Genomic DNA, 23,695 nt, shown 5'->3' with positions numbered 1-23,695 from the left:
GTGAGCTTCATACGCGGATGGGAACTATCTGGGAAGGTGGGGCGTTACATAAGGTGACACGGACGATGGACAAGGAAAGGAATGGAAACCAGATGCGAAGTAGCAATCCGGTACTGAAGAACTTGCCCCAGGCCCAGCAGCAGGGCTACGGATACGGGAGCAACGAGCACACCCCCTACGGTGGCGTCCAGACTGAGGCCCCGCGGGCCCCGCAGGACTCACAGCGCCCGATGACGGTGGATGACATTGTGTCGAAGACCGGCATCACCCTCGCGGTGATCGTCGCGTTCGCCGCGGTGAATTTCGCCCTGTGCATGGGCGTGAACCAAGGCATCGGCATGATCCTGACGTTCGTCGGCGGTATCGCCGCGTTCATCACTGTGCTGGTCCACTCGTTTTCCAAGAGCTTTGGCTCGCCGACCGTCACGCTGCTCTACGCGGCGTTTGAAGGCCTGTTTGTCGGCGGCTTCTCCTTCCTCGTCGGCGGGACGGCCGGTGAGCTCATCTTCCAGGCAATCCTGGGCACGATCGGCGTGTTTATCGGCATGCTGTTTGTCTACCGCACTGGCGCGATCCGCGTCACCCCGCGCTTCAACCGCGCACTGACCGGCATGATCTTTGGTGTCGCCATCCTCGCGCTGGGCAACTTCCTGCTCGCCATGTTCACCGGTATCAACCCGCTGCGTGGTGACGGCGTGATGGCCATCATCTTCAGCCTCGTCTGCATCGTGATCGCCTCGCTGTCCTTCCTGCAGGACTTCGACCTGGCTGACAAGCTGGTGCGTTCCGGTGCACCGGCAAAGGCTGCCTGGGGCGTCGCCCTCGGCCTGGCAGTGACGCTCATCTGGCTCTACACCGAGATCCTGCGCTTCCTGTCCATCTTCAATGATGATTAATCACTGAATACCAAACGCGCCCGGCCCGCACCTTGCAAGGAATCAAGGTTGCGGGCCGGGCGCGTTTCGCGTGTCCTGAGGGAGGGCGAACTTACATGTCGCGCTCCGGGTACACCTGGGCGCCGTCCACGGTGATCGTGGTGTAGGCCAGCACGCCGTTGACAATCTCCGGTTCGGACAGGGAGACGGCGATGTCCTCCGGCTCCTGGCCCGGGGCCACGCGGGTGCCGGTGCCGGTAGCGGCGTCGGCCTCCCAGGAATCCCAGACGATGTCGCGCAGCAAGTTGCCCTGGTCGGTGCAATCCAGCACCAGCTCGGTCGGGCGCTCCAGCTCGACGGCGCCGCAGTTGGCGATGGTGGGGGTGCCGTCAGAGGCCGTGATAGTGGTCGGCTGCGCGGATGCGGTGCCAGACGCGGTAGCGGTGCCGGATGCAGCTGCGGTGCCGGACGGGGTCGCGCCGTAGGAAGCCAGCGAATCCGGGTCCTGGCTCTTCGCCGTGTCGACCTTCTCGGCGGAGTCAACCTGGTGCGGCGGGTGGCAGGCGGAGAGGGAAACTGCTGCCACGGCGAGCATGCCGGCCGCGGCCTTACGGGAAACGGAAATCACAGGTTTGATCCTTCAGTTAGTTCTAAGAGCGTGCAATAAAGCGGGGATGAGGCTGCGTGCTAGTGGTACTAGTCGCGCGGCGTGGAAGCCTTAACAGAATCATACGGCTCCGCGGAGAGAATCGTCACCGAAATCTCGCGGCCGTTCGGCGCGGTGTACTTGCGCGTATCGCCCTCGGAGGCGCCGACGACGGCTGCGCCAAGCGGGGAGTTCTCGGAGTAGGTCTCCAGGTCCTTGTTGTCGGTGGATGCAGCGCGGGTACCGATGAGGAAGGTCTCCTTATCGTTCTCGTCGCCGTTGTAGTACACGTGCACGACGGAACCGACGTGCGCGACGCCCTCGATGACGCCGGTGCGCTCGGTGGTGGAGTTGGCCAGCAGTTCGGAGATCTGCTTGATGCGGGCCTCTTCCTGGTCCTGCTGCTCACGAGCCGCGTCGTAGCCCGCGTTCTCCTTGAGGTCGCCCTCCTCGCGGCGCTCGTTGATCTCAGCAGCGATCACCGGGCGGTTATCAATCAGCTGCTGCAGCTCTGCCTCGAGCTTGTCCTTCATTTCCGGGGTGATGTACTGCTTTTGCGTCTCAGCCATGCGGAAAACCCTTCCCTCATACGTCAAAAACGAGCCCGCCTGTTTCCCAGGCCGGGCCCAGTCCGACGGATTACGTGGTCATACTCGTACAAATATACAGGCGGATCTTAACACACCGCCCGCAGGCTACCGGGCCGCGTAGTAGGCGCTTTCCGCATCCATATAGTCCGGAATCTTCTCCGAGCACCCGTAGACGCGCCCCGACGCGAGATCGCCGCGCACCGGCATGTCAACGGCGAGTCGCTCCATTTCCTCGCCCCCCGCGGGGATGACCACTTCACGGCGACCGATCTCCGCGTGGTGGTAGTCCACCGCGGTGACGATGCAATAGGACGGCACGTCAGTATCTTCGCGGGTCACGTCGATCCACAGCCGCGAGGTCGAGTCATCGACCTTCTCCTGCGAAATGAAATCTGCGCTGATCGGCTGCGCGGACCGCTCGCTCATCACGCGTGCCACGGCAAAAATGGCAAAACCCACCAGCAGCACCGCAGCGATCGCCATGATGCGCCCGGGCAGTTTGCTTGTCGACGCCCCCGTGCCCCCTCCGTACCGCGTCCGCGAAGTACCGCCGTTGCCTGGTGCTGCGGGTGCATTCGAGGTAGTGGACACGGCGGCGACCTCTCCTTCTGGGTTAGCGGCGCGGGAGCGAACGATTGCTTCGCACTTGATGGTACTAAGATGGGCCGGAGTTGAAGCACTGCCCCCTACAAAAGTTGGAGTTCTCGTGACTGGTTTGCGGCTGATGGCAATCCACGCACACCCGGACGACGAATCGTCTAAGGGCGCGGCGACGATGGCGAAATACGCGGCAGAAGGCAATCGCGTCAAGGTGGTCACCTGCACTGACGGCCGCCGGGGCGACATTTTGAACCCAGCCATGGATCGCCCGGGGGTGATGGACAACCTCATCCAGGTCCGCGAGCAGGAGATGGCCCGCGCGGTTGAAGCACTCGGCGTCGAGCACGAGTGGATGGGCTACCAGGACTCTGGGCTGCCGGAAGGGGACCCGCTGCCCCCGTTGCCAGAGGGTTCGTTCGCCGTGCAGGATCCGGTGGCGGTGGCGGCCAAGCTGGTGGCGTCGATACGCGCATTCCGGCCGCACATCATTATCACCTACGACGAAAACGGTGGCTACCCGCACCCGGACCACATCATGGTGCACACCGTATCAATGCTGGCCTGGGAAAAAGCGGGCGATCCGGAGTTTGCGCCCGAGGCGGGTGAGCCGTGGACGCCGCTGAAGCTGTATTACAGCCACGGGTTTATCCTGCAGCGGATGCGTCTGCTGCAGGAGCGACTCTACGCGCAGGGCAAGCCGAGCCCGTACGAGCTGATGATTGCGCGCTGGGAGCAGAACCAGGCCGACGTGATGAGCCGCGTGACCACGCAGGTGGAGTGCGGCGAGTACTTCGCGCAGCGCGAGGCGGCGCTCACCGCGCACGCCACCCAGATTGACCCGGCCGGCGCGTTTATGGCCAGCTCGGTGCAGGACCAGCGAGACGCCTGGCCCACCGAGGAGTTCGAGCTCGCGCAGACCAGGGTGAAAACGCACTTGCCGGAGGACGACCTGTTCGCCGGCATCGAAGAGGAGGCCGCGAAATGAGCATTGGGTTCACAGCATCGTTGACCGCGTCCGCGGTGAACGCGTCGAGCTACGTGCTCGCGCAGGCGCCCGCGGAGACCCCGGTGGGGCCGGACTTTGGCAAGGCATCGCCAATCGGCCTGCTCATCCTGGTGGTGCTGGCCGTGGTGATCCTCTCGCTCGGGTTTGCCTTCCACCGCCGCTACTCGCGGTTCCGGCGCCGCCAGCAGTTTGCCGAGGCGCACGGGATTGACCCGTTCGACCAGGAGGCGCTGGACGCCGCGATGCGCGAGGCCGGCGTGCTGGACCTCGGGAAGAAGCGTATTTTCTAAGCGCGAGCGCGCCACATGAGTAGAGTGAGGACTGTGACGTTGCTGGAGAAGGTGCTGTACCCGCTGTACGAGCTGCGCTTGAAGCGCGAGCTGCGCGGCAAGAAGCGGCCCAAGCATATCGCTGTGATGGCGGACGGGAACCGTCGGTGGGCGCGCGAGGCCGGGCTGACCGACATCTCCCAGGGGCACCGGGCGGGCGGCGCGAAGATCGGCGAGCTGGTGCGCTGGTCCGCGGAAATGGACGTTGACGTGGTCACGCTCTACCTGCTCTCCACGGAGAACCTCCAGCGCACCTCCGAAGAGGTGGAGCTGCTCTTTGACATCATTTCTGACGTGATCGAGGACCTCGCGACGGAACACTATTCGTGCCGCGTGCGCCTCGTCGGCCACCTTGACCTGCTGCCGCCGGACGTGGTGGAGCGCATGCAGCGCTCCGCGGAGTCAACCACGGGGAAGGCGGGGCTGACCGTCAACATCGCCGTCGGCTACGGCGGGCGCCAGGAAATCGTGGACGCGGTGCGTTCCCTCATCCGGGACGAAGCCGCCCGCGGCACCACGACAGACGCGCTGGCCGAGGCGGTCACGGTGGACTCGATCGGGGAGCACCTCTATACCTCGGGTCAGCCGGACCCCGACCTGGTCATCCGCACCTCGGGCGAGCAGCGGCTGTCCGGGTTCCTGCTCTGGCAGGCCGCCTACTCCGAAATCTGGTTTACGGATACCTACTGGCCCGCGTTCCGCAAGATCGACTTTCTGCGCGCGCTGCGCGAGTACTCCCAGCGGTCGCGTCGGTTCGGGAAGTAGGGGGCGCTGACAAGCGCTACAGCTTGCGCATGCGCACGCGCTGTACCGTATGGTCGAAGCCCTTGCGCAGCACAAGCGAGGCGCGGGGGCGCGTGGGCAAGATGTTTTCCACCAGGTTCGGCAGGTTGATGGTCTGCCAGATTTCGCGGGCGCGGTGGGTCGCCTGGGCATCATCAAGCTGGGCGTAGTCGGCGAAGTGGGCGCCCGGCTCGCGGAACGCGGTGTGGCGCAGCTTGAGAAAGCGCGAGATGTACCAGTGCTCGATGTGCTCGACCGAGGCATCCACGTAGATGGAGAAGTCGAACAGATCCGAGACCATGAGCGTGGGGCCGGTCTGGAGGACGTTGAGGCCCTCGAGGATGAGGATGTCGGGCTGGCGGACCTCGATGTACTCACCGGGCAGGATGTTGTACGCCGTGTGCGAGTAGATGGGCGCCTTGACCACGGGCTGGCCGGACTTGACCTCGGTGACGAAGCGCATGAGGTTGCGGCGATCGTAGGATTCCGGGAAGCCCTTGCGCGACATGAGGTTGCGCTCCTGGAGCACCTCGGTGGGGTAGAGGAACCCGTCCGTGGTGATCAGGTCCACGCGGGGATGCGACTCCCAGCGCTGCAGCAGGAGTTGGAGCACGCGCGCAGTGGTCGACTTGCCCACGGCCACCGAACCGGCCAGGCCGATGATGAATGGGACGTGGCCGGGGTCGCCGCCGATGAAGGTCTCGGTGGCGTTGGTGAGCTTCTGGCGGGCGCGGACCTGGAGGTGGATGAGACGCGATAAGGGGAGGTAGATGTCCTCGACCTCCTGCAAGTCAAGGTTTTCGCCGATACCGCTGAGCTTCTCCGCCTCCTCGGCGGTGAGCACCTGCGGCATCGCCGCGCGGCGCTCGCGCCAATCCTGGCGGTGGAAGTCCAGATAGGGGCTTGAGTCCGCTCCCCGTACACCTTGAGCCATGGGGTCCATTGTTCCACTCGCTGGAGCAATGCTCGCGCTCAGGGCAGGGATTGAAGAGGGCTTGAAGAGGGCTGGAAATTGCCCCCGTGGGTGTGGGGTGGCGTTTATACTGCTAGAAAGTCACCGCGCTGCGGGGATTTTGCCATCGAATCTTGAACCATTGAAAGGACCCGGAGCACGTGTCTGAAGACTTCCGTTACCAGGACCTCGCCACCTTCGACCCCGAAGTACACGAGGCCATCGTCAACGAGCTGAGCCGGCAGCGCAACACCCTGGAGATGATCGCGTCCGAGAACTTCGTGCCGCGCGCCGTCCTGCAGGCACAGGGCTCTGTGCTGACCAACAAGTACGCCGAGGGCTACCCGGGCAAGCGCTACTACGGCGGCTGCGAGCACGTCGACGTGGTGGAGGAACTGGCCCAGGAGCGCGCAAAGCAGGTCTTCGGCGCGAAGTTTGCCAACGTGCAGCCGCACTCCGGCGCGCAGGCTAACGCCGCTGTCCTCATGGCGCTGGCGGAGCCGGGCGACACGATCTTGGGCCTGAGCCTGGCGCACGGCGGCCACCTCACCCACGGCATGAAGATCAACTTCTCCGGCCGTCTTTACAACGTCGCGGCCTACGAGGTGGAGCAGGACACCCACACCATCGACATGGCGAAGCTGCGCGAGCAGGCGCGCGAGGTCAAGCCGAAGGTGATCATCGCCGGCTGGTCCGCCTACCCGCGCCACGAGGATTTCGCCGAGTTCCGCTCCATCGCGGACGAAGTCGGCGCGTACCTGTGGGTCGACATGGCGCACTTTGCGGGCCTGGTTGCCGCCGGGCTGCACCCGTCGCCGGTGCCGCACGCCCACGTCGTGTCCTCCACGGTGCACAAGACCATCGGCGGCCCGCGCTCCGGCTTCATCCTCACCAACGACGAGGACCTGAACAAGAAGCTCAACTCCGCGGTCTTCCCCGGCCAGCAGGGCGGCCCGCTGATGCACGTGGTGGCGGCCAAGGCGACCGCGTTCAAGATCGCCGGCATGCCGGAGTTCAAGGACCGTCAGGAGCGCACCATCGAGGGCGCGCGCATCCTCGCCGACCGCCTCACCCAACCGGATGCGAAGGAGGCCGGCGTGGACGTCGTCTCCGGCGGCACCGACGTGCACCTGGTCCTCGTGGACCTGCGCAACTCCAAGATGGACGGCCAGCAGGCGGAGGACCTGCTGCACAGCGCGGGCATCACCGTGAACCGCAACGCCGTGCCGTTCGACCCGCGCCCGCCGAAGGTCACCTCCGGCCTGCGCATCGGCACGTCCGCGCTGGCCACCCGCGGCTTTGGGAAGGAGGACTTCACCGAGGTCGCAGAGATTATTGCGGAGGCCCTGATCAAGGGCGAGGCCGCCGACACCGAGGCCCTGCACGCGCGCGTCGACGCGCTGGCGGAGAAGTACCCGCTCTACCCGGGCCTCGAAGACTGGAAGATGCTCTAGGGCGCTAGTTGTCGCTGCGCTGCTCGGCGTGCGCCGCGCGGGCCTCGCGCAGCCACTCCGGCTGGTCTGCCAGCAGCTCGCTGATCTCCTTGGAGGTCAGCGAGCGGTCCATCTCGTGCTTCTTCAGCGCGGTGATGGAAATGCCCAGCTTGCGGGCGACCTCGGGGCGGGGGTGCGGCCCGTTGTGGCGCAGCTCCTGCAGCCACTCGGGTGGATTCTGCTGGAGCTCTCGCAGCTCAGCGTGGGTAACCGACCCGTCCTGAAACTCCTGCGGGGTGGCGGGCAGATACACACCGAGCTTCTTCGCGGCGGTTTCCGGCTTCATGGCCGTGCTGGACGGCGTCTCATTGCTCATGCTGCACACGGTAGCATTCTGGGCATGCTCTCCCTCGTCTTCGTCACAGGTTCCGCGCCCAGCAAATGGATCCGGCGCTATCAGGAGGCCACGGGGGACTCCGTCGAGGCCATCGATGCCGCCGACCCCTGGGCAGTGCTTATCGACGCCCCCTCTTCCCCACCCACCGTCGCCCTGCTCCGCCTCCCGGACCCGCGCCTCGACGCCGCGAGCGAGGACTTCCACATGGTCCGCCTCTACGAGGAAGCCCCCGGGGTCGCCGTGCCCAAGGACTCCGTGTACGCGGAGGTGGGGGAGCAGGTCGCGGAATCGGACCTCGCCGACGAGTACGTAAACCTGCCGTTTTCGCACCGGCCCGACGTGGACGCGCTGCGCGAAGCGCTGCAGGTCGTCGCTGCGAACGTCGGAGTGGCGTACGGACCGCTGCCGTTGCTCAAGCACCTGTCAAAGAAGCAGGTCGTGCCGCTCGAGGTGGCGGGACCATCGGTCGCGCCGACGCCGATCGCGCTGGTGTGGCGCAAGGACGACGACTGCGACGCGATCCAGGACTTCGTGGGGATCACCAAGGGGCGCTCGGTGCGGTCCTCGCGCGCCAACGCGGCCCAGAAGAGCCACAAGAGCCACAAGAAGCGGAAGAAGGGGAAAGCGATCCAGCCGCGTGGACGGGGGAGGCGGCGCGGACGGAACTAGTGCGGGATGTGCACACTTTTTGTTTGCTATCCATGGGGATAGTGCAGGATTCTGCAAGGGGAGCGGGATATTTTACCCCCGTTCGGGTGGGGTAAAACGGCGTGGGAATGTATAGCTTGCATAATGGTCACGTCACGTAAACGACACAACGAAAGGTTTTGTTTATGAGCATCTCCCGCAAGATCGTCGCTTCCGCAGCTGCGCTGACCCTGGCCACCGGCCTGGTCGCTTGCTCCTCCGACGAGGGCGACAGCGAGAACGGCACCACCGTGGTCGAGGAGACCGCGACCGAGACCGCTACCGCCACCGAGACCGCTGGTGCCGAGGACGGCGCTGAGGGTGCCGAGGGCGCTGCAGGCGCGGGCGCTGCTGCCGGCGCTGAGGGTGACACCACCGAAATCGCTACCGCGGACGGCGAGACCGCGATGGTCCCGAACGATCTGGCGGCGGCCATCGATAAGTACGCCGACCCGGCATGGGGCGAGCCGGCTTCCATCGAGGAGACCGCGAACGGCTGGATCGTCTCCTACGACGGCGAGCACTACGTCACCTGGAACGAGAACACCGGCGGCGCGCCGATCTGGGGCGAGATTGCGAACGAGTGGATCAACGGCAACCACGCCGAGACCCTCGGCTTCCCGCTCGAGGCGGAGACCCCGCTGCCGTCCGAGTCTGGCTGGATCCAGGAGTTCGAGCACGGCACCATCGAGTGGACCCGCGGCGACAACGGCGAGTTCGGCCCGATCATCAACCAGCACTAGTCTGGCGTAGCGTTACGCTATAGCTCGCGCCCCATTACCAGGAAAACCCTGGTGGTGGGGCGTTTTTCGTGCGCGGTTTGCGCGCTACTTCGAAGGCCATGACAATAGTGCGCATGGCCAAAAACGGTTTTAATATTCGTCCGATCCGCCCTGAGGACTACCCGCAGGTCCGTGAGATCTATGAGATGGGCTTGAGCACTGGAAACGCCACCTACGAGACGAAGGGGCAGACGTGGGAGGCGTTCTCCCGCGGTAAGATCATCGAGACCGTTTTCGTCGCCGTTGATGCGCTTGACGACGACAAGGTGCTCGGTTGGGTTGCCGCGGCGAAGGCGTCGTCGCGAAGCGTGTTCCATGGCGTGGTTGAGGATTCGATCTACACGCACCCCGATTCGCGCGGCATGGGCGTGTCCGGCGCGCTGCTGGACAAGCTGATCGAGACCTGCGTTGCGCTGGACAAGTGGTCGATTCACTCGTGGATCTTCCCGGAGAACACCGGCTCCGCGGGCCTGCACATCTCCCGCGGGTTTGAAAAGATCGGCACCTTCCACCACATGGCGAAGATGACGTACGGCGAGCGCGCCGGCGAGTGGCGCGACTCCGACATATACGAGCTGCTGCTGCCAAAGCCCGACGAAAAGTAGGTCCGAAGAACGCAGAAAAGGAGCCACCCTGGCGAGTGCCAGGGTGGCTCCTTTGTGTTGGTCAGTGGCTCTTCCTAGTCCACAGTTTCCTTCAGCGGATCCTCAGTGATCGGGATGAGCAGGAGGAAGGCGATGACGGCGAGCGGCACGATCATCAGGAAGACCGGGGTGAGGCCGTCGTTGTAGCTGGTCAGCACGACCTCGCGGATCGCGTCGGGCAGCTGCGCCACCTGGTGCGGCGTGAGGTTGCTGCTGCCGCCGCTGAACTGCTGGCCGATCGCCTGCGCCTGCTCGGGCGGCAGCTGTGCCATCGCCTCAGGCATGCGCTCCTCCATGTGGGTGCGCATGTTGTGGATGAACAGCGAGCCAACCAGGGAGGCGCCGATGGAGGAACCGAGCTGGCGGAAGAAGTTGTTCGTCGCCGTCGCGGTGCCGACCATGGCAACCGGGAAGGAGTTCTGCACGATCAGGACCAGCACCTGCATGACCAGGCCGAGGCCGAAGCCGAAGATGAACATGTAGATGCCCAGCATGACCAGCGAGGTCTCGACGGTGAGGCGGGAGAAGAGGAACATGCCGACGGCGGTGATGGCCATACCCACCAGCGGGTACATCTTGTAGCGGCCGGTGCGAGAGATGACAAAGCCGACGGTCATGCCGGTGCCCAGCATGCCCAGCACCATCGGAATCATCATGAGACCCGCGTTCGTCGGGGTCATCTCGTGCACCATCTGCAGGTAGGTGGGCAGGTAGGCGAGTGCGCCGACCATTGCCATCCCGAGCACCGTGCCGGCGGCGGTGGTGAGCGCCATGTTCCGGTTCTTGAACAGGCCCATCGGGATCATCGGGTTCTTCGCACGCAGCTCAACGAAGACGAATGCGACGATGGCAACCACGGCGATAGCGATCGTGGTTAGGATGGTCGTGCTGCCCCACTCGTACTGGGTACCGCCCCATGTGGTGGTGAGGATCAGGCTGGTGGTGCCGATAATCATCAGCACCATGCCGAGCCAGTCGGCGTTAAGCGGGCCCTCGGAACCCTTGCGCAGGCGAAGGACGGAGGCAGAAACCAGCATGGCCAGAATGCCGAGCGGGATGTTCATCCACAGGCCCCAGCGCCAGCCCGGGCCGTCGGTGAACCAGCCGCCCAGGACAGGGCCGAGCACGGAGGCGACGCCGAACATGGCGCCCATAACGCCCATGTACTTGCCGCGTTCGCGGGCGGGGACGACCTCGGCGATGATGGATTGCGAGTTCACCATCATGCCGCCGGCACCAAGGCCCTGCACGGCGCGGCCGATGATAAGCAGCGTCATGGTGTGCGCGAAGCCGCCCAGGGCGGAGCCGATGACGAAGAGGCCGATCGAGCCGACGTAAAACCACTTGCGTCCCAGGCCGTCGCCAAACTTGCCGTTGATCGGCATCGCGATGGTCATGGTGATGAGGAACGCGGAGATGACCCAGCTCATGTGGTCAACGCCGCCGAGTTCGCCGACGATGGTCGGCAGGGCGGTGGAGAAGATCATCTGGCCCATGGAGCTCATCAGCATGGTGAGCAGGAGGGCCGTGAAAATCAGTCCAATGTGTTGCTTTGCACCGCCTTCAACGACGGTGCTCCCGGTTGTTACGCCGGAGTTACCGGATTGTTCCATTTCAGTTCCTTTGTAAACTCAGTAAACATGGCGCCTGCGCGCAGCAGGTTGGCTTTCAGGGTGCCTTCCGGTCGTTCCGGAAGGTGGAGATAGCGGGAGACGGCGAAGAAGAAGATCTCCACAACTGCGTGGATTTCTTCCTCGACCGGTCCGTCGAGCTTTCGGTCTTGCGGATGTTGTGCAAAGTGCTTATCGACGGCACGCCACAATGCCTTCATCGCCTCCCTTTTGCGAACCATCGCGGCGCTCTCAAGCTCCACGTGCTGGTGGAGTAGCTTGCGCCGACGGGCGAGGTGCTCTTGGTCTGCGGCCTCGGGGTGCTCCTCGAGCGACTCGATGATGAGCGCGACAAGGTTGTCCGAGGGCGTTGACGCGATGGCCTCGAGTCCGTCTTCGGTGAGATCGAAGGGGAATGCTCCAAGGATTGCGTGGTCCTTGGAGTCCATGTAGTTGAAAAAGGTGCGCCGGGAGATGTCGGCGGCTTGGCAGATGTCCTCGACGGTCGTGTTGTCGATTCCGTGTGCCTCGACCAGGTCCATAGCCGCTTCAAAGATGCGCCGCCTGGTGCGCTGTCGCTTCACCTCCCACGCGTTTGCGGAAGACTGTGAATTTTGCACGGAGTGCAATCTTACACTCAGTGCAAAGTTTGGCAAATCATCTGTTTATGCCCGGTCAAACCCGATTGAGAGGGTGCCGCCGGCGATCCGCTGGTCGTCCTCAAGGTAGGTGAGCTCGACGAGCCCGCTGTCGGGCACGGCAACCTCCCAGCGCGCGTCGGCGCCGTTCGCGGTCTCGCACTTGTCGGTGAGTGGGTGATGGTGGAGCGTGGCGTCGATAAGCGCACTGCACCCGCTGTTTGGGTAGGTGACGGTCGCCGTGCCGCCGCCGAACGTGGCAACGACCGGCCACGATAGCGTATTCGCACCATCGGTGGTCTCCGCGAGGCGGACGAAGGTGCCGGAGTAGGTGCCCGCCGGGGCGAGGTCCGGGCCGGGCGCGGACGGCTGCGCGGTGACGGTAACCGTGGCCGGGAGGGAATTGCTGTGCGGGTTGCTTGACCAGTACGCGGCGGCGAGCGCGACGCCGATGAGGGCGAGCGCGAGCGCGAAGACGCCGCCGGCGACCCACGGCTTGTTGGAGCCGCCCGCGTGGCGCAGCTCGGAAAAGGAATCAGGCATGAAAAAGTCCCCAGCTCGGTAGTGATACTGGGGACTTATCCTAACCGGCGGGGCCGATTAGTTGCGATCGGTGTTGGCCATCGAGAGCACGTCGAGGCGCTTGTCCAGCTCCTCTTCGGTGAGCTTCTCGCCATCGACGAAGCCGAGGTCGATCACGGCCTGGCGGATGGTGATGCCCTCCTTGATCGCGTGCTTGGCCACCTTCGCCGCGTTTTCGTAACCAATCGCGGAGTTCAGCGGGGTCACGATGGACGGGGAGGACTCGGCAAGGCCGCGCATGCGCTCGACGTCGGGCTCGATCCCGTCGACAAGCTTGGTGGCAAACTGGCGGGCCGTGTTGGCCAGCAGACGCGAGGACTCGAGGACGTTGCGCGCCATCATCGGGATGAAGACGTTGAGCTCGAACTGGCCCTGGGTGCCGCCGAAGGCGATCGCGGCGTCGTTGCCGATGACCTGGGCGGAGACCTGGGTGGCGGTCTCGCACAGCACCGGGTTGACCTTGCCCGGCATGATGGAGGAGCCCGGCTGCAGGTCCGGGAGGTGGATCTCGCCGAAGCCGGCGAGCGGGCCGGAGCCCATCAGACGGATGTCATTAGCGATCTTGTAGAAGGAAACGGCCACGGAGCGCATCGCACCGGAGAACTCGACGAGCGCATCGCGGTTCGCCTGGGCCTCGAAGTGGTTGGCCGCCTCGGACAGGGCGTCAACACCGGTGAGCTTCTTCAGCTCCTCGGTGACCTTGCCGCCGAACTCGGCCGGCGTGTTGATGCCGGTGCCGACGGCCGTGCCGCCGATGGCCAGCTCGCCGAGGCGCTCGACAGTGCCCTGGACGCGCTGGATGCCCAGCTCGATCTGGCGGGCGTAGCCGGAGAACTCCTGGCCCAGGGTCACCGGGGTGGCGTCCATGAGGTGGGTGCGGCCGGACTTGACGACCTCGTGCCATTCGTCGGCCTTTGCGGCCAGGGACTTCTGCAGGACCTCGAGGCCCGGAACCAGGTCCTGGACCGCGGCTTCCGTCGCCGCCACGTGGGTCGCGGTGGGGAAGGTGTCGTTGGAGGACTGGCCCATGTTGACGTCGTCGTTCGGGTGGACCTCAACGCCGTTCGCCTTCGCGATGGAGGCGATGACCTCGTTGGTATTCATGTTGGACGAGGTGCCAGAGCCGGTCTGGAACACGTCGATGGGGAACTGGTCGTTGTGCTTGCCGTCCGCGATTTCCTGCGCAGCGGCAATGATTGCGTCCGCCTTCTCAGCGTCCAGCTTGCCCAGGTCCTTGTTCACCTGAGCGCAGGCAGCCTTGAGCAGGCCGAGAGCGCGGATCTGCTGGTCTTCCAGGCCGCGGCCGGAGATGGGGAAGTTCTCTACGGCGCGCTGGGTCTGGGCACGCCAGAGGGCGTCGACAGGCACCTTGACCTCGCCCATAGTGTCATGCTCGATGCGGTACTGCTGTTCTGTCATAACTAACGTCCTTTACTTACTTGCGTGGTTGGTCACAATATTCTTGAGTTCACGATTATGCCCCTTTTTCCCGCCGGGCGCGGTCGTCCCAGTTCGCGACCGCCCGATGTGGGGGAGGGGCGCTACTCGTGGGTGGGGTCCGAGTAGTCGACGACGGAGTACTGCTGCAGCTTGGCCAGCTTGTGCAGGGACTCCACGTAGCGGACCGTGCCGGACTTGGAGCGCATCACCAGGGAGCGGGTGGTGGCGCCGTTTTTGCGGTAGGACACGCCGCGCAGCATGTCGCCGTTGGTCACGCCGGTGGCGGCGAAGTAGCAGTTATCGGAGGTGACCAGCTCGTCGATGGTCAGAACGTGGTCGAGGTCGTGGCCCGCGGCGAGCACCTTCTCGCGCTCCTCCTCGGACTGCGGAGCCAGCATGCCCTGGATGTCGCCGCCCAGGCACTTCAGCGCGCACGCGGTGATGACGCCCTCCGGGGTGCCGCCGACGCCCATGGCCATGTCGATGGAGTTGGTGTCCTGCGCGGCGGCGATGGCGCCAGCGACGTCGCCGTCCATGATGAAGCGGACTTTAGCGCCGGCGGCGCGGATTTCGTCGACAAGCTGCTTGTGGCGCGGTCGGTCCAGCACGACCACGGTGACCTCGTTCGGGCGCACGCCCTTTGCCTTCGCGACGGCCTGAACGTTGTCGGCGACAGACGCGGTGATGTCGATGTGGCCGGCGGCCTCCGGGCCGACCGCAATCTTGTTCATGTAGAACGCGTCCTTCGGGTTGTACATTGCCCCGCGGTCCGCAGCGGCGATGACGGAAATAGCGTTCGGGCGGCCCTCCGCCATGAGGCGGGTCCCGTCGACCGGGTCCACCGCCAGGTCGACGCGGGCGCCCTCGCCGTTGCCCACCTGCTCGCCGTTGAAGAGCATGGGGGCCTCGTCCTTCTCGCCCTCGCCGATGACGATGACGCCGTCCATGCTCACGGAGTTGATCATTTTGCGCATCGCGTCGACGGCCGCGCCGTCGCCCTCGTTCTTCTTCCCGCGGCCAACCCAGCGACCGGAGGCCAGCGCTGCGGCCTCCGTGACGCGGACGAGCTCCATCGCAAGATTGCGGTCGGGGACGTACTCTGTGGACTTCGATTCAGACATCGAAATGTGGCCTCCTGGGCGTAAATACATGCATCGAACATCAACGGGGGTGAACCGACACCGCACCGCACCGTCTCATTGTCGCACTTTTGCGCCCGGTTTCGGCACCGAATCCCACCAATTCGGGGGACGACGCACCCCAGCAGGGCGGATGCGTGGCCCGCGCGTCGGTGCGGCCGCGGCGGCTGACAAATTCGGGGGTGGACCACGCCGCGTGCCATACTGGCCTACGTGGCAAGTAACAGCAGCACCCGCATCTTTCAGGACGGACGAAACATCGCGCTCAACATGGTGCTGATCGTGGTGATCATGCTCGTGGCGGTCGGCGCGACCGGTCTGTGCACGTTCAACCCCGGCAAGCCGGAGCAGGGGCCGGTGCAGGAGGTCGACGCGCGTACGTTCCTGGACATGGAGGCCCGCTCCGTGGACTTCCCGGTGGTGTACCCCGAGGCGCCAGCGGGCTGGGTGACCAACTCCGCCCGCCGCGCGATGATCGAGCAGGCGCCTGCGCCGACCGTCGGCTGGGTCACGGCCGACGGGGGCTACCTCCAGCTGACGCAGACGGGCGCCCCGCTGGACAAGGCGGTGCGAGGGGCCGACCAGAAACCGCGCGAGCTGCAGCGCTCCGTTGACGTGGGCGGCACGGAAGCGCAGGTGTACACCTCTGCGTCCGACGACGTGCGCGACCTGTGGGCCGTCGACGCCGGGCAGTCGCGGTTCCTCGTCACGGGCGCCGGCACCGAGGAGGAGTTCCGCGCGCTGATTGAGGCGGCGCTCACCGCGGCACCGCTGCCGGCGCAGAGTTAATTGGACGCGTTGCCGTCGTCGCCGTCCCCGGAGCGGGATTGGATGGCGGCTTCGACGCGCTGCGACGCTCCGTCGAGAAGCACCTCGCACCGCTTGGCAAGCGCCTCGCCGCGCTCCCAGTACTTAAGTGACTCGTCGAGGCTCATCTGGCCGAGCTCCAGGATCTTTACCGTCTCAATGAGCTCGTCGCGGGCCTGCTCGTAGCTGAGGTCCTGCGGGTCCGGGAACGCGTTCTCGCCGGCCTCGCCCGCGCCGAAAGTGTTGTCTGCCATAGTGTCTCCTTTAATCTGCTGGTGTGTTGGCCATCGAGGCCGCGGTAATAGAGCCGTCGCCCACGCGGATGCGCAGCTGCGCCCCGGGCGGTGCCTGTTCAATGCTGGTGACCACGTCCGGCCCGCTGCCGTCGCGGGGCAGGACCTGGACAATCGAGTACCCGCGCGCGAGTGTCGCGGAGGGGCCGAGCGCCGCAACCTGCGCGCGTAACGACGCCACGCCGCCGCGCTCCTGCTGCAGCAGGTACGTCACATCGCGGCGAATCTGCGTGCGAGCGCGCTCGAGCTCGTCGCGCCGCCTGGTGATGGGGGACATGGGGTCCGCGAGCGCGGGGCGACTCCGCACCGCAGCGAGGCTGTCCCGCTCGCGCCGCACCCAGCCGCGCAGCGCCGCCGCGGAGCGCTGGCGCGCCTCCGCGATAAGCGCGCGCTCCTGCGCCACGTCGGGCACGACGCGCTTGGCCGCATCGGTGGGCGTTGCCGCGCGCAGGTCCGCGACGTTGTCCAGCACCGGCGTGTCCGGCTCGTGGCCGATGGCGGAAACCACCGGAGTGCGCGCGGCCGCGACCGCGCGCTGGAGCGCCTCCTCCGAAAAGGGCAGCAGGTCCTCCACCGAGCCGCCGCCGCGGGCGATGATGATGACGTCCACGTTCGGGTTGCGGTCGAGCTGCTCGAGTGCCTCGATAATGGCCGGCACCGCGAGTGCGCCTTGCACCGGGGTATTGATGGTGCGGAACTGCACTGCAGGCCAGCGCTGCTGCGCCACGGACTGCACGTCGCGCTCCGCGGCCGAGCCCTTGCCGGTGATCAGCCCGATCGTGGTGGGCAGGTACGGCAGCCGCTGCTTCCGAGCCGGGTCGAACAGCCCCTCCGCGGCGAGCTGCTTGCGCAGCTGCTCGATGCGCGCGAGCAGCTCACCCTCACCGACGTGGCGAATCTCCGTGACCCACATAGAAAACGTGCCGCGCCCGGCGTAGAACGCGGGCTTGCCGCGCACGACAACGCGGTCGCCTTCCTTCAGCGGGGTCGGCATGTCGCGCAACATGCCCGAGTTGACGGTGAGCTGTACGCTGACCTGTTCCTGCGTGTCGCGCAGCACCAGGTAGGACAGCTTCCAGGTTGGCTTCGCGTTGATCTGGGCCAGCTGCCCCTCAACCCACAGCCACCCGAGCCGCTCGATCCACCCCTTCACGGTGGTGTTGAGCTTGGAGACTGACCATGGCGCCTCGGGCGTGGTCTTCTCTTTCGCGGTTTCTGCCACCTTTTCTCCTTTCTTCCAAAGCCGAACTTACACAGCGCACTCGCACGGCACACGGGCAGAGCGCTTCTCGACGCCACCGCCGCCACGTACGCAGCGCCCCGGGCCGTGCGAAGCCGCCTATTCTTTTAGACGCAGATTGGGTACTGTCGGTTCCATGACTGATCAGGGTAAAAAAGTTCTTCTTGCTGCGCCTCGCGGCTACTGCGCCGGGGTGGATCGCGCGGTAGAGACGGTGGAGAAGGCGCTGGAAAAGTACGGCGCGCCCGTCTACGTGCGCAAACAGATCGTGCACAACAAGTACGTTGTGGAGACCCTTGAGCAGCGCGGCGTAATTTTTGTTGATGAGACCGACGAGGTGCCGGAGGGCGCACACCTTGTCTTTTCCGCGCACGGGATTTCGCCGGCGGTGCGTGAGTCCGCCGCGAACCTGAACCTGCGCACGCTTGACGCGTCGTGCCCGCTGGTGACCAAGGTGCACAACGAGGCGAAGCGCTTCGCCCGCGACGGCTTCCACATCCTGCTCGTCGGCCACGAGGGCCACGAGGAGGTCGAGGGCACCGCTGGTGAGGCACCGGAGGTGACGCACCTGGTCGACGGCGTCGAGGGTGTGCAGAGCCTGCCGGAGTCGTTGCAGGACCAGAAGCTGGTGTGGCTCTCCCAGACCACGCTGTCCGTGGACGAGACGATGGAGATCGTGACCAAGCTCAAGGAGCGCTTCCCGCACCTGCAGGACCCGCCGAGCGATGACATTTGCTACGCCACCCAGAACCGGCAGGCTGCAGTGAAGAAGATCGCGGCGGACTCAGACCTGGTTGTGGTGGTCGGCTCGCAGAACTCGTCGAATTCCAAGCGCCTGGTCGAGGTGGCGCTGGAGGCCGGTGCGAAAGACTCACACCTGGTGGATTACGCCTCGCAGATTGACGAGGCGTGGCTCGAGGGCGTGAACACCGTCGGTGTCACGTCCGGTGCGTCCGTCCCCGAGATCCTGGTGGGCCAGGTCGTGGACTTCCTCGCGGAGCGCGGCTACACCGACGTCGAAGAGGTCACCACCACGGTGGAAACCATCACGTTCGCGCTGCCCCGCGATCTGCGCGCGCGGCGCACGAAGGAAAACTCCGCGAGCTAGACGCTAGTCGTAGAGGTTGTCGTTCAACCCGCCCCGCGTTCGCTGCGGGCGCGGGTTTTTCTCGCGCTCGGTCTTCGCGCGGTTGAGCAGCTCCTGCACGGACACGCTCGAGGTGCGCTCGCGCGCGCGGCGGCTCTGCACGGAGGTGCGCTGGTTGCTCTCTGCGACGCGGTGACGCTCCGCACTCTCGGAGCGAGCGCGCGCACGGTTTTGCCGCTCGACCAATTTGTAGCGGACCACCGCGATGATGATTGCGCCGATGGTGATGGTGATCAGCGCGGGAAACACTTCCGTGAGCGGGTAAAACACCGTGAGTAGTGCGGCGCGCGAGGAGGTGCCTCCGTTGGCGATCTGGCTGCGCGAGAGCACGTACCCCGTAGCCAACACGGCGATGACAAACATGATCGGCGCGGACGCGACGGTGAGGAAGAGCCCCTTCGGCTCGACGACGGTGGTGACCAGGATGACCCCGACGGCAAAGCATGCCAGCAACGGCCAACCGATTTGGCCGATCATGGTACACAGCAGTGCTCCGGTCACGAGGGCTGCGAACTGGATGCCAATGGCAGAGCCTGTCGGCAGGCCCTGGAAGGGTGCAGACGGGGCGTTGGTATTCCGGATCACGTGAGACACGGTGACACAGTTTACCCGGCAGCGTGCCGCGGACGCGATGTGGCAGGCGTGAGCGGCGCGGCGTGTGCGCGGCCCGTGGGCACCTCCATATCCTCCAGCCGCCGGGCGGTCACCATGACGCGCGAGTCCATCGACGCCAGCGTGGCGTTGTATGCTTCCACGGCCTTGTCCAGCGAGGCTCCCACCTTGTTGTAGTGCTCGCCCATCACGCGCAGGCGAGTGTGTAGCTCCGCGCCGAGCCGTTGGATCTCTTTCGCCTTCTCATTGACCGAGTCCTGCCGCCAGCCGAGCGCTACCGTGCGCAGCAGCGCGAACAGGGTGGTGGGGGTGGCGATGACCACGTCGCGCGCAAGCGCGTAGTCGAGGAGCTCCGGGTCGATGGTCAGGCCTGCGTCGAGGAACGGGTCCGCGGGCACGAACATGACCACAAACTCCGGAGTGGGTTGGAACGCCTGGATATAGGACTTGGATGAGAGCGTGTCCACGTGGCGGCGCAGCAAGTGCGCGTGCCGACGCATGTACGCCTGCTTCTCCTCCGGGTCCTCCGTGTTCAGTGCGTCTAGGTACGAGGAGAACGGCACCTTCGCGTCCACCACGACGTTGCGGCCCTGCGAGAGCCGGATCACCATGTCGGGGCGGACGCCAGGGGTGTCGACGCCGCCGCGCAGGTGGGCCTGCACGTCAAAGTCGACGTGCTCCACCATCCCGCCGAGCTCGACGACGCGCTGGAGCTGGATCTCGCCCCACCGCCCGCGTGTTTGCGGGCTGCGCAGGGCGTTAATGAGCTGATCGGTGCGGTCGCCCAACCGGGCAGAGGTCCGTCCGATCGCCTGGACCTGGCTGGCCAGCGCGTTGCGGCCGACGGCCTGGTCCTTGTCCAGCTCGTCCAGCTGGTCCTGGAGCTGGGTGAGTGCACGGGCGACGGGCGCCAGGTCCGTCGGCGGCGCGGGCGTGGGGGTGTTGCGCCTGAGCCAGCTCATACCGGTGAACAGTCCCGCGATGAAGCCGAGGAGGAGGCCTGTGGCCAGGATGAGAAATGCGGTGGCGGTAGACATGCGCCCGAGTTAACCACATGCACCGAACACCTAATCCTTGGTTTCGTCCTCCGAGTCGGAATTTCCGAACATTTTGGCGAATCGGGAGTTTTCGTGGGCGTCGATAAGCTTCTTCCAGCTCGACGACCCCTGGGGCTCGTCGGCCTCGAGCTCCTCGACGACCGGCGGGGCGGTCCACTGGCGTTCCTTGCGCCACTCCGCGCGCTCGTGGACGGACTCCTTCTCCTCGATCTCGGCGATGGTGCGGCCTTCCTCGGTGACAAAGTCGAGCTCGGCTGCGAACTTCTCGCCGGAGTGAATGCGCAGGATGTCCAGGACGTAGCGGTAGCACACCGCGATCATCGCGGCCGCGGGCACGGCGAGGAAGCCGCCGATGAGGCCGAACAGGCCGCCACCGACGGTGACGGAGACCAGGACGATGACCGGGTGCAGGTTCATAGCGCGCGACTGCAGCATGGGGGAGAGGATGTTGCCCTCGAGCTGCTGGACCGCGCAGACGATGGCTAGGACGATGAGAGCCTCGGTGAACCCCAGGGAGACGAGGGCGACGAGGACGGCGAGGGCGCCTGCGGTGACGGCGCCGATGATCGGGATGAAGCCGGCGATGAAGGTGATGACGGCCAGCGTGAACGCCATCGGTACGCCGACGATGGCGATGCCGAGGCCGATAAAGACGGAGTCAACGAGCGAGACGATGGCCTGCGCGACGATGAAACCGCTCAGCGTCTTCCAGGCGCGCGTGAGTAGCTCGGTGGCGTGGAGGCCGGTACGGCCGCCCGTGGCGGAGCGTACCCACGGCAGGAAGCGGTGCCCGTCCTTGAGAAAGAAGAAGGTCAGCACAAGGAGGACCATGAGCGAGACCATGAGGCTCGCCGCGGTGCCCAGGCCGGAGAAGACGCCGCCGGCGATCGCGCCCGCCTGGTTTTGCATCCACTGGGCGACCTCGTTGATCGCCTGGCTGAGGTCGTCGGGGTCCATGTTGAGCGGCGGACCCTGCAGCCACAGCTGCATGCGCTGGATGCCTTCGAGGGCTTGCAGGTAGAGGACACGGGAATGCGAGACGATGTCCGGGGCGATGAGCAGGGCAATTGCGCTGAGCAGGCCGAAAAAGCCCAGCAGGGTGATCGTCGCGGCGAGGCCGGACGGCAGGCCCGCGTTGCGCATCCACGACGCGATGGGGGCCAAGACCGTACAGATGATCAGCGCCAGCACGATCGGCAGGACGCCGGCCCAGAATGCGCCGATGAGGTTGCCCAACGCGAACAGGAACACGGCGATGATGAGCAGGCGCAGCGTCAACATCGCGGCGCCCTTGACCCACGAGTTGATGACCACGCCGCGGTCCACGCGATCCTCCCGTTCGACCGCAGCGGTGTCCTGGGGGTCGGTGACGGTTTCGGTGTTTGCCTTGCTGCTACTCACCCGCACTATTGTGCCCCACTCGCATCCAAAGCGCTCGCACCCCCTGCGTGTCGGGGGAGGAGGCGAAGTGGGCTAGGATAGGCCGACGTGAGCCTTACACTTGGAATCGTCGGACTGCCCAACGTTGGTAAGTCAACCCTCTTCAACGCACTGACGCGCAACGAGGTGCTTGCTGCCAACTACCCGTTTGCCACCATCGAGCCCAACGTGGGTCTGGTGGAGCTGCCGGACCCGCGCCTGGACCGCCTGGCCGAGATCTTTGAATCTGAGCGGATCCTGCCCGCCACCGTGTCCTTCGTGGACATTGCCGGCATTGTGAAGGGTGCCTCCGAGGGCGAGGGGATGGGCAACGCCTTCTTGGCCAACATCCGCGAGGCGGACGCGATCTGCCAGGTGGTCAGGGCGTTTAGCGACGACAACGTGATCCACGTCGACGGCAAGATCGACCCCGCGAGCGACATTGCCGTGATCAACACCGAGCTGATCCTCGCTGACCTGCAGACCATTGAGAAGGCCCTGCCGCGCCTGGAAAAGGACGGCCGCAAGGACAAGGACATCGCCGCGCAGGCCGAGGAGACGAAGAAGGCCCAGGCCGTGCTCGAAAGCGACCGCACGCTGTTCGCCGCCTCCAAGACCGGCGAAATCGATCTCTCCCTGCTGCACCACCTGCACCTGATGACGGCCAAACCCTTCCTTTACGTATTCAACTCTGACGAGGACGTGCTGACCGACGACGCCCGCAAGCAGGAGCTGCGCGACGTCGTTGCCCCCGCCGACGCAGTCTTCCTCGACGCCCAGACAGAGACCGAGCTTTTGGAGCTTGACGACGAAGACGCGTCCGAACTCCTCGCCGCCGTCGGCCAGGACGAGCCGGGCCTGCAGACGCTGGCGAAGGCCGGTTTTGACACCCTCGGTTTGCAGACCTACCTCACGGCCGGTCCGAAGGAGGCGCGCGCCTGGACCATCCACAAGGGTGACACCGCCCCGCAGGCGGCCGGCGTGATCCACTCCGACTTTGAGAAGGGCTTCATCAAGGCCGAGATCGTCGCCTTCGAGGACCTGGACGAACTCGGCTCCATGGCCGAGGCGCGTGCTCACGGCAAGGTGCGCCAGGAGGGCAAGGATTACGTCATGGTTGACGGTGACGTCGTCGAGTTCAAGTTCAACGTGTAACGCGGGGTGTTAATGACGCTTCGCGTTATTGGGGTAGTTTGAAGCATAGCTCAGTAGTTCACCGACAAGGACGCTGAACGATTGTGGAATCGAGAGCGAGGTGGAGATTTTGACTACCACTGCCAAGCTCCCCCTATACATGAACTAGCCCCCGAAAGTTGGACTGGTTTAATTCTAGGCTGTGAGGGGTTCAAGGGTCTGATTCTGATACTGCATCGGGGTCAGGCCCTTTTAGCGAACTTCGTGCTCTCAATGAAAACTGCTCCCCACTAGTCGGTAACTGATTTCTCAGTCCAACTAATGGGGTGCAGTTCACCCCAGGCTGGCGGGGTTTTTACTTCTGCTCATTGCTGGCCACCGCCCAGGAGCCGAGCGAGACGGTGGATCTGCTGATCACTCAGCGGGGGAGCAGCGGCGATGCGGCTCACGGCCGACTCGATATCCTCAAATGTCGGCTGGCGGCCGGTGGGGCGTTTGAGGGCCTCGAGGTCAGCCCTCTCGATCTTGATGCGCCCACCGATTTTCCTGGCGCGCAGATGCCCCTCGGAGATGTACTTGCGGAGGGTGGAGTAGCCGCCGAAACCTTCGGCCACCGCATCCTGCAGGGTAAGAAGTGTTATCTCGTCTTCTAGTGACGGTAAGGCGAATGCGCCCATGGAAACTCCCGGTAGCGTTTCTCCTTCCGTCAAGAAGGCGCTACCGGAGCCAATCGGCGCTCCGGCCCGGGGTCCATCCCCTCAGGCGTATTCGGCGAGCCCGTTCCGTCGCGCGGGCCAGTGGCGACCATTGTCGCCAGACGTCCAATCCAATGACGCCCCAGGCAATTACTCC

The 23,695-nt window shown here is 65.2% G+C and carries 27 protein-coding genes; 11 read left to right on the top strand and 16 right to left on the bottom strand.

Annotation, left to right across the window (positions count from 1 at the left end; genetic code table 11):
- Positions 1-92: 92 nt before the first annotated feature.
- Positions 93-896 carry a Bax inhibitor-1/YccA family protein gene (locus CKJ85_RS01370; RefSeq protein ID WP_095553183.1) on the top strand — a complete coding sequence of 268 codons (804 nt, stop codon included), beginning with the start codon at positions 93-95 and terminating at the stop codon, positions 894-896.
- Between the two features lie 91 nt (positions 897-987).
- Here CKJ85_RS01370 and CKJ85_RS11950 read toward each other — a convergent pair whose 3' ends face one another.
- From CKJ85_RS11950 to CKJ85_RS01355, 3 genes are all read right to left on the bottom strand, one after another.
- A complete protein-coding gene (locus tag CKJ85_RS11950; protein ID WP_095553182.1) occupies positions 988-1,503 on the bottom strand; it encodes a hypothetical protein in 516 nt (171 codons plus the stop codon).
- A 68-nt stretch (positions 1,504-1,571) separates the two neighbouring features.
- Positions 1,572-2,090, bottom strand: coding sequence for a transcription elongation factor GreA (greA, locus tag CKJ85_RS01360; protein ID WP_095276849.1), 519 nt, complete (start codon positions 2,088-2,090; stop codon positions 1,572-1,574).
- Between the two features lie 126 nt (positions 2,091-2,216).
- Complete coding sequence (locus tag CKJ85_RS01355; protein WP_233126902.1) at positions 2,217-2,702, bottom strand: DUF4307 domain-containing protein; 486 nt, start codon at positions 2,700-2,702, stop codon at positions 2,217-2,219.
- A 133-nt stretch (positions 2,703-2,835) separates the two neighbouring features.
- Between CKJ85_RS01355 and mca the strand changes: the two genes are divergently transcribed.
- From mca to CKJ85_RS01340, 3 genes are read left to right on the top strand one after another with little or no spacing between them, the layout of a single operon-like run.
- Entirely contained in the window at positions 2,836-3,696 is an 861-nt protein-coding gene (gene mca, locus CKJ85_RS01350) for a mycothiol conjugate amidase Mca (protein ID WP_095553181.1), read from the top strand.
- Positions 3,693-4,007 (top strand): hypothetical protein, encoded by a 315-nt coding sequence (locus CKJ85_RS01345; RefSeq protein ID WP_095535680.1) that lies wholly within the window; start codon positions 3,693-3,695, stop codon positions 4,005-4,007. Before mca ends, CKJ85_RS01345 begins: the two co-directional genes overlap by 4 nt.
- 15 nt (positions 4,008-4,022) lie before the next feature.
- A complete protein-coding gene (locus CKJ85_RS01340; RefSeq protein WP_186439380.1) occupies positions 4,023-4,811 on the top strand; it encodes an isoprenyl transferase in 789 nt (262 codons plus the stop codon).
- 16 nt (positions 4,812-4,827) lie between these two features.
- Here CKJ85_RS01340 and coaA read toward each other — a convergent pair whose 3' ends face one another.
- Positions 4,828-5,763, bottom strand: coding sequence for a type I pantothenate kinase (gene coaA / locus CKJ85_RS01335; RefSeq protein WP_095276839.1), 936 nt, complete (start codon positions 5,761-5,763; stop codon positions 4,828-4,830).
- Between the two features lie 179 nt (positions 5,764-5,942).
- Between coaA and glyA the strand changes: the two genes are divergently transcribed.
- Positions 5,943-7,235 (top strand): serine hydroxymethyltransferase, encoded by a 1,293-nt coding sequence (gene glyA, locus CKJ85_RS01330; RefSeq protein ID WP_095276837.1) that lies wholly within the window; start codon positions 5,943-5,945, stop codon positions 7,233-7,235.
- 4 nt (positions 7,236-7,239) lie between these two features.
- Here glyA and CKJ85_RS01325 read toward each other — a convergent pair whose 3' ends face one another.
- Positions 7,240-7,590: a DUF5997 family protein gene (locus CKJ85_RS01325; protein ID WP_095276835.1), complete on the bottom strand. Its 351-nt coding sequence runs from the start codon at positions 7,588-7,590 to the stop codon at positions 7,240-7,242.
- A gap of 24 nt (positions 7,591-7,614) precedes the next feature.
- Here CKJ85_RS01325 and CKJ85_RS01320 point away from each other — a divergent pair, with 24 nt between their 5' ends.
- The 3 genes from CKJ85_RS01320 (at position 7,615) to CKJ85_RS01310 (ending at position 9,685) form a co-directional block, all read left to right on the top strand.
- Positions 7,615-8,280, top strand: a complete 666-nt coding sequence (locus CKJ85_RS01320) for a LysR family transcriptional regulator (RefSeq protein ID WP_095276833.1) — start codon at positions 7,615-7,617, stop codon at positions 8,278-8,280.
- A gap of 164 nt (positions 8,281-8,444) precedes the next feature.
- The gene (locus tag CKJ85_RS01315; RefSeq protein ID WP_095535676.1) at positions 8,445-9,041 is read left to right on the top strand and encodes an LGFP repeat-containing protein; all 597 of its coding nucleotides are present in this window, start codon (positions 8,445-8,447) and stop codon (positions 9,039-9,041) included.
- A 113-nt stretch (positions 9,042-9,154) separates the two neighbouring features.
- On the top strand, positions 9,155-9,685 hold the full coding sequence (locus CKJ85_RS01310; protein WP_095276829.1) for a GNAT family N-acetyltransferase: 531 nt from the start codon (positions 9,155-9,157) through the stop codon (positions 9,683-9,685).
- 74 nt (positions 9,686-9,759) lie between these two features.
- On the opposite strand, the gene CKJ85_RS01305 is transcribed toward CKJ85_RS01310, so the two are convergent.
- The 5 genes from CKJ85_RS01305 to glpX all read right to left on the bottom strand — a co-directional run bounded on the left by CKJ85_RS01305 (position 9,760) and on the right by glpX (position 15,115).
- The gene (locus CKJ85_RS01305) at positions 9,760-11,337 is read right to left on the bottom strand and encodes an MDR family MFS transporter (protein ID WP_095276826.1); all 1,578 of its coding nucleotides are present in this window, start codon (positions 11,335-11,337) and stop codon (positions 9,760-9,762) included.
- Positions 11,310-11,954: a TetR/AcrR family transcriptional regulator gene (locus tag CKJ85_RS01300; protein ID WP_133064045.1), complete on the bottom strand. Its 645-nt coding sequence runs from the start codon at positions 11,952-11,954 to the stop codon at positions 11,310-11,312. Before CKJ85_RS01300 ends, CKJ85_RS01305 begins: the two co-directional genes overlap by 28 nt.
- 45 nt (positions 11,955-11,999) lie before the next feature.
- A complete protein-coding gene (locus CKJ85_RS01295) occupies positions 12,000-12,515 on the bottom strand; it encodes a hypothetical protein (protein WP_095553180.1) in 516 nt (171 codons plus the stop codon).
- A gap of 57 nt (positions 12,516-12,572) precedes the next feature.
- A complete protein-coding gene (locus tag CKJ85_RS01290) occupies positions 12,573-13,973 on the bottom strand; it encodes a class II fumarate hydratase (protein ID WP_095553179.1) in 1,401 nt (466 codons plus the stop codon).
- A gap of 122 nt (positions 13,974-14,095) precedes the next feature.
- Positions 14,096-15,115: a class II fructose-bisphosphatase gene (gene glpX, locus CKJ85_RS01285; protein WP_095553178.1), complete on the bottom strand. Its 1,020-nt coding sequence runs from the start codon at positions 15,113-15,115 to the stop codon at positions 14,096-14,098.
- A gap of 231 nt (positions 15,116-15,346) precedes the next feature.
- On the opposite strand from glpX, the gene CKJ85_RS01280 reads away from it, so the two are divergent.
- Entirely contained in the window at positions 15,347-15,922 is a 576-nt protein-coding gene (locus CKJ85_RS01280; RefSeq protein WP_095545708.1) for a DUF4245 domain-containing protein, read from the top strand.
- Here the strand turns inward: CKJ85_RS01280 and CKJ85_RS01275 are convergent.
- Positions 15,919-16,194 carry an exodeoxyribonuclease VII small subunit gene (locus CKJ85_RS01275; RefSeq protein ID WP_095276814.1) on the bottom strand — a complete coding sequence of 92 codons (276 nt, stop codon included), beginning with the start codon at positions 16,192-16,194 and terminating at the stop codon, positions 15,919-15,921. The two genes, CKJ85_RS01280 and CKJ85_RS01275, sit on opposite strands and share 4 nt — an antisense overlap.
- A 10-nt stretch (positions 16,195-16,204) precedes the next feature.
- Entirely contained in the window at positions 16,205-17,455 is a 1,251-nt protein-coding gene (xseA, locus tag CKJ85_RS01270) for an exodeoxyribonuclease VII large subunit (protein ID WP_095553177.1), read from the bottom strand.
- A gap of 154 nt (positions 17,456-17,609) precedes the next feature.
- Between xseA and CKJ85_RS01265 the strand changes: the two genes are divergently transcribed.
- Positions 17,610-18,581 (top strand): 4-hydroxy-3-methylbut-2-enyl diphosphate reductase, encoded by a 972-nt coding sequence (locus CKJ85_RS01265; protein ID WP_095276810.1) that lies wholly within the window; start codon positions 17,610-17,612, stop codon positions 18,579-18,581.
- A gap of 3 nt (positions 18,582-18,584) precedes the next feature.
- Here the strand turns inward: CKJ85_RS01265 and CKJ85_RS01260 are convergent, their stop codons facing one another.
- The 3 genes from CKJ85_RS01260 to CKJ85_RS01250 are packed head-to-tail and all read right to left on the bottom strand — an operon-like array spanning position 18,585 to position 21,691.
- Positions 18,585-19,214 (bottom strand): DUF6542 domain-containing protein, encoded by a 630-nt coding sequence (locus tag CKJ85_RS01260; protein WP_186439381.1) that lies wholly within the window; start codon positions 19,212-19,214, stop codon positions 18,585-18,587.
- Positions 19,215-19,225: 11 nt separating this feature from the next.
- Complete coding sequence (locus CKJ85_RS01255) at positions 19,226-20,269, bottom strand: DNA recombination protein RmuC (protein ID WP_095553176.1); 1,044 nt, start codon at positions 20,267-20,269, stop codon at positions 19,226-19,228.
- A 30-nt stretch (positions 20,270-20,299) separates the two neighbouring features.
- Positions 20,300-21,691, bottom strand: a complete 1,392-nt coding sequence (locus CKJ85_RS01250; RefSeq protein ID WP_369825008.1) for an AI-2E family transporter — start codon at positions 21,689-21,691, stop codon at positions 20,300-20,302.
- Positions 21,692-21,778: 87 nt separating this feature from the next.
- On the opposite strand from CKJ85_RS01250, the gene ychF reads away from it, so the two are divergent.
- Positions 21,779-22,864 (top strand): redox-regulated ATPase YchF, encoded by a 1,086-nt coding sequence (ychF, locus tag CKJ85_RS01245; protein ID WP_095553175.1) that lies wholly within the window; start codon positions 21,779-21,781, stop codon positions 22,862-22,864.
- A 344-nt stretch (positions 22,865-23,208) separates the two neighbouring features.
- Here ychF and CKJ85_RS01240 read toward each other — a convergent pair whose 3' ends face one another.
- Positions 23,209-23,520, bottom strand: coding sequence for a helix-turn-helix domain-containing protein (locus CKJ85_RS01240; protein WP_095535162.1), 312 nt, complete (start codon positions 23,518-23,520; stop codon positions 23,209-23,211).
- Positions 23,521-23,695: the final 175 nt, after the last annotated feature.

The sequence above is a fragment of the Corynebacterium sp. NML 150383 genome (assembly GCF_002285085.1).
GTDB lineage: Bacteria > Actinomycetota > Actinomycetes > Mycobacteriales > Mycobacteriaceae > Corynebacterium > Corynebacterium gottingense.
This window is presented reverse-complemented; position numbering and strand designations above follow the sequence as displayed.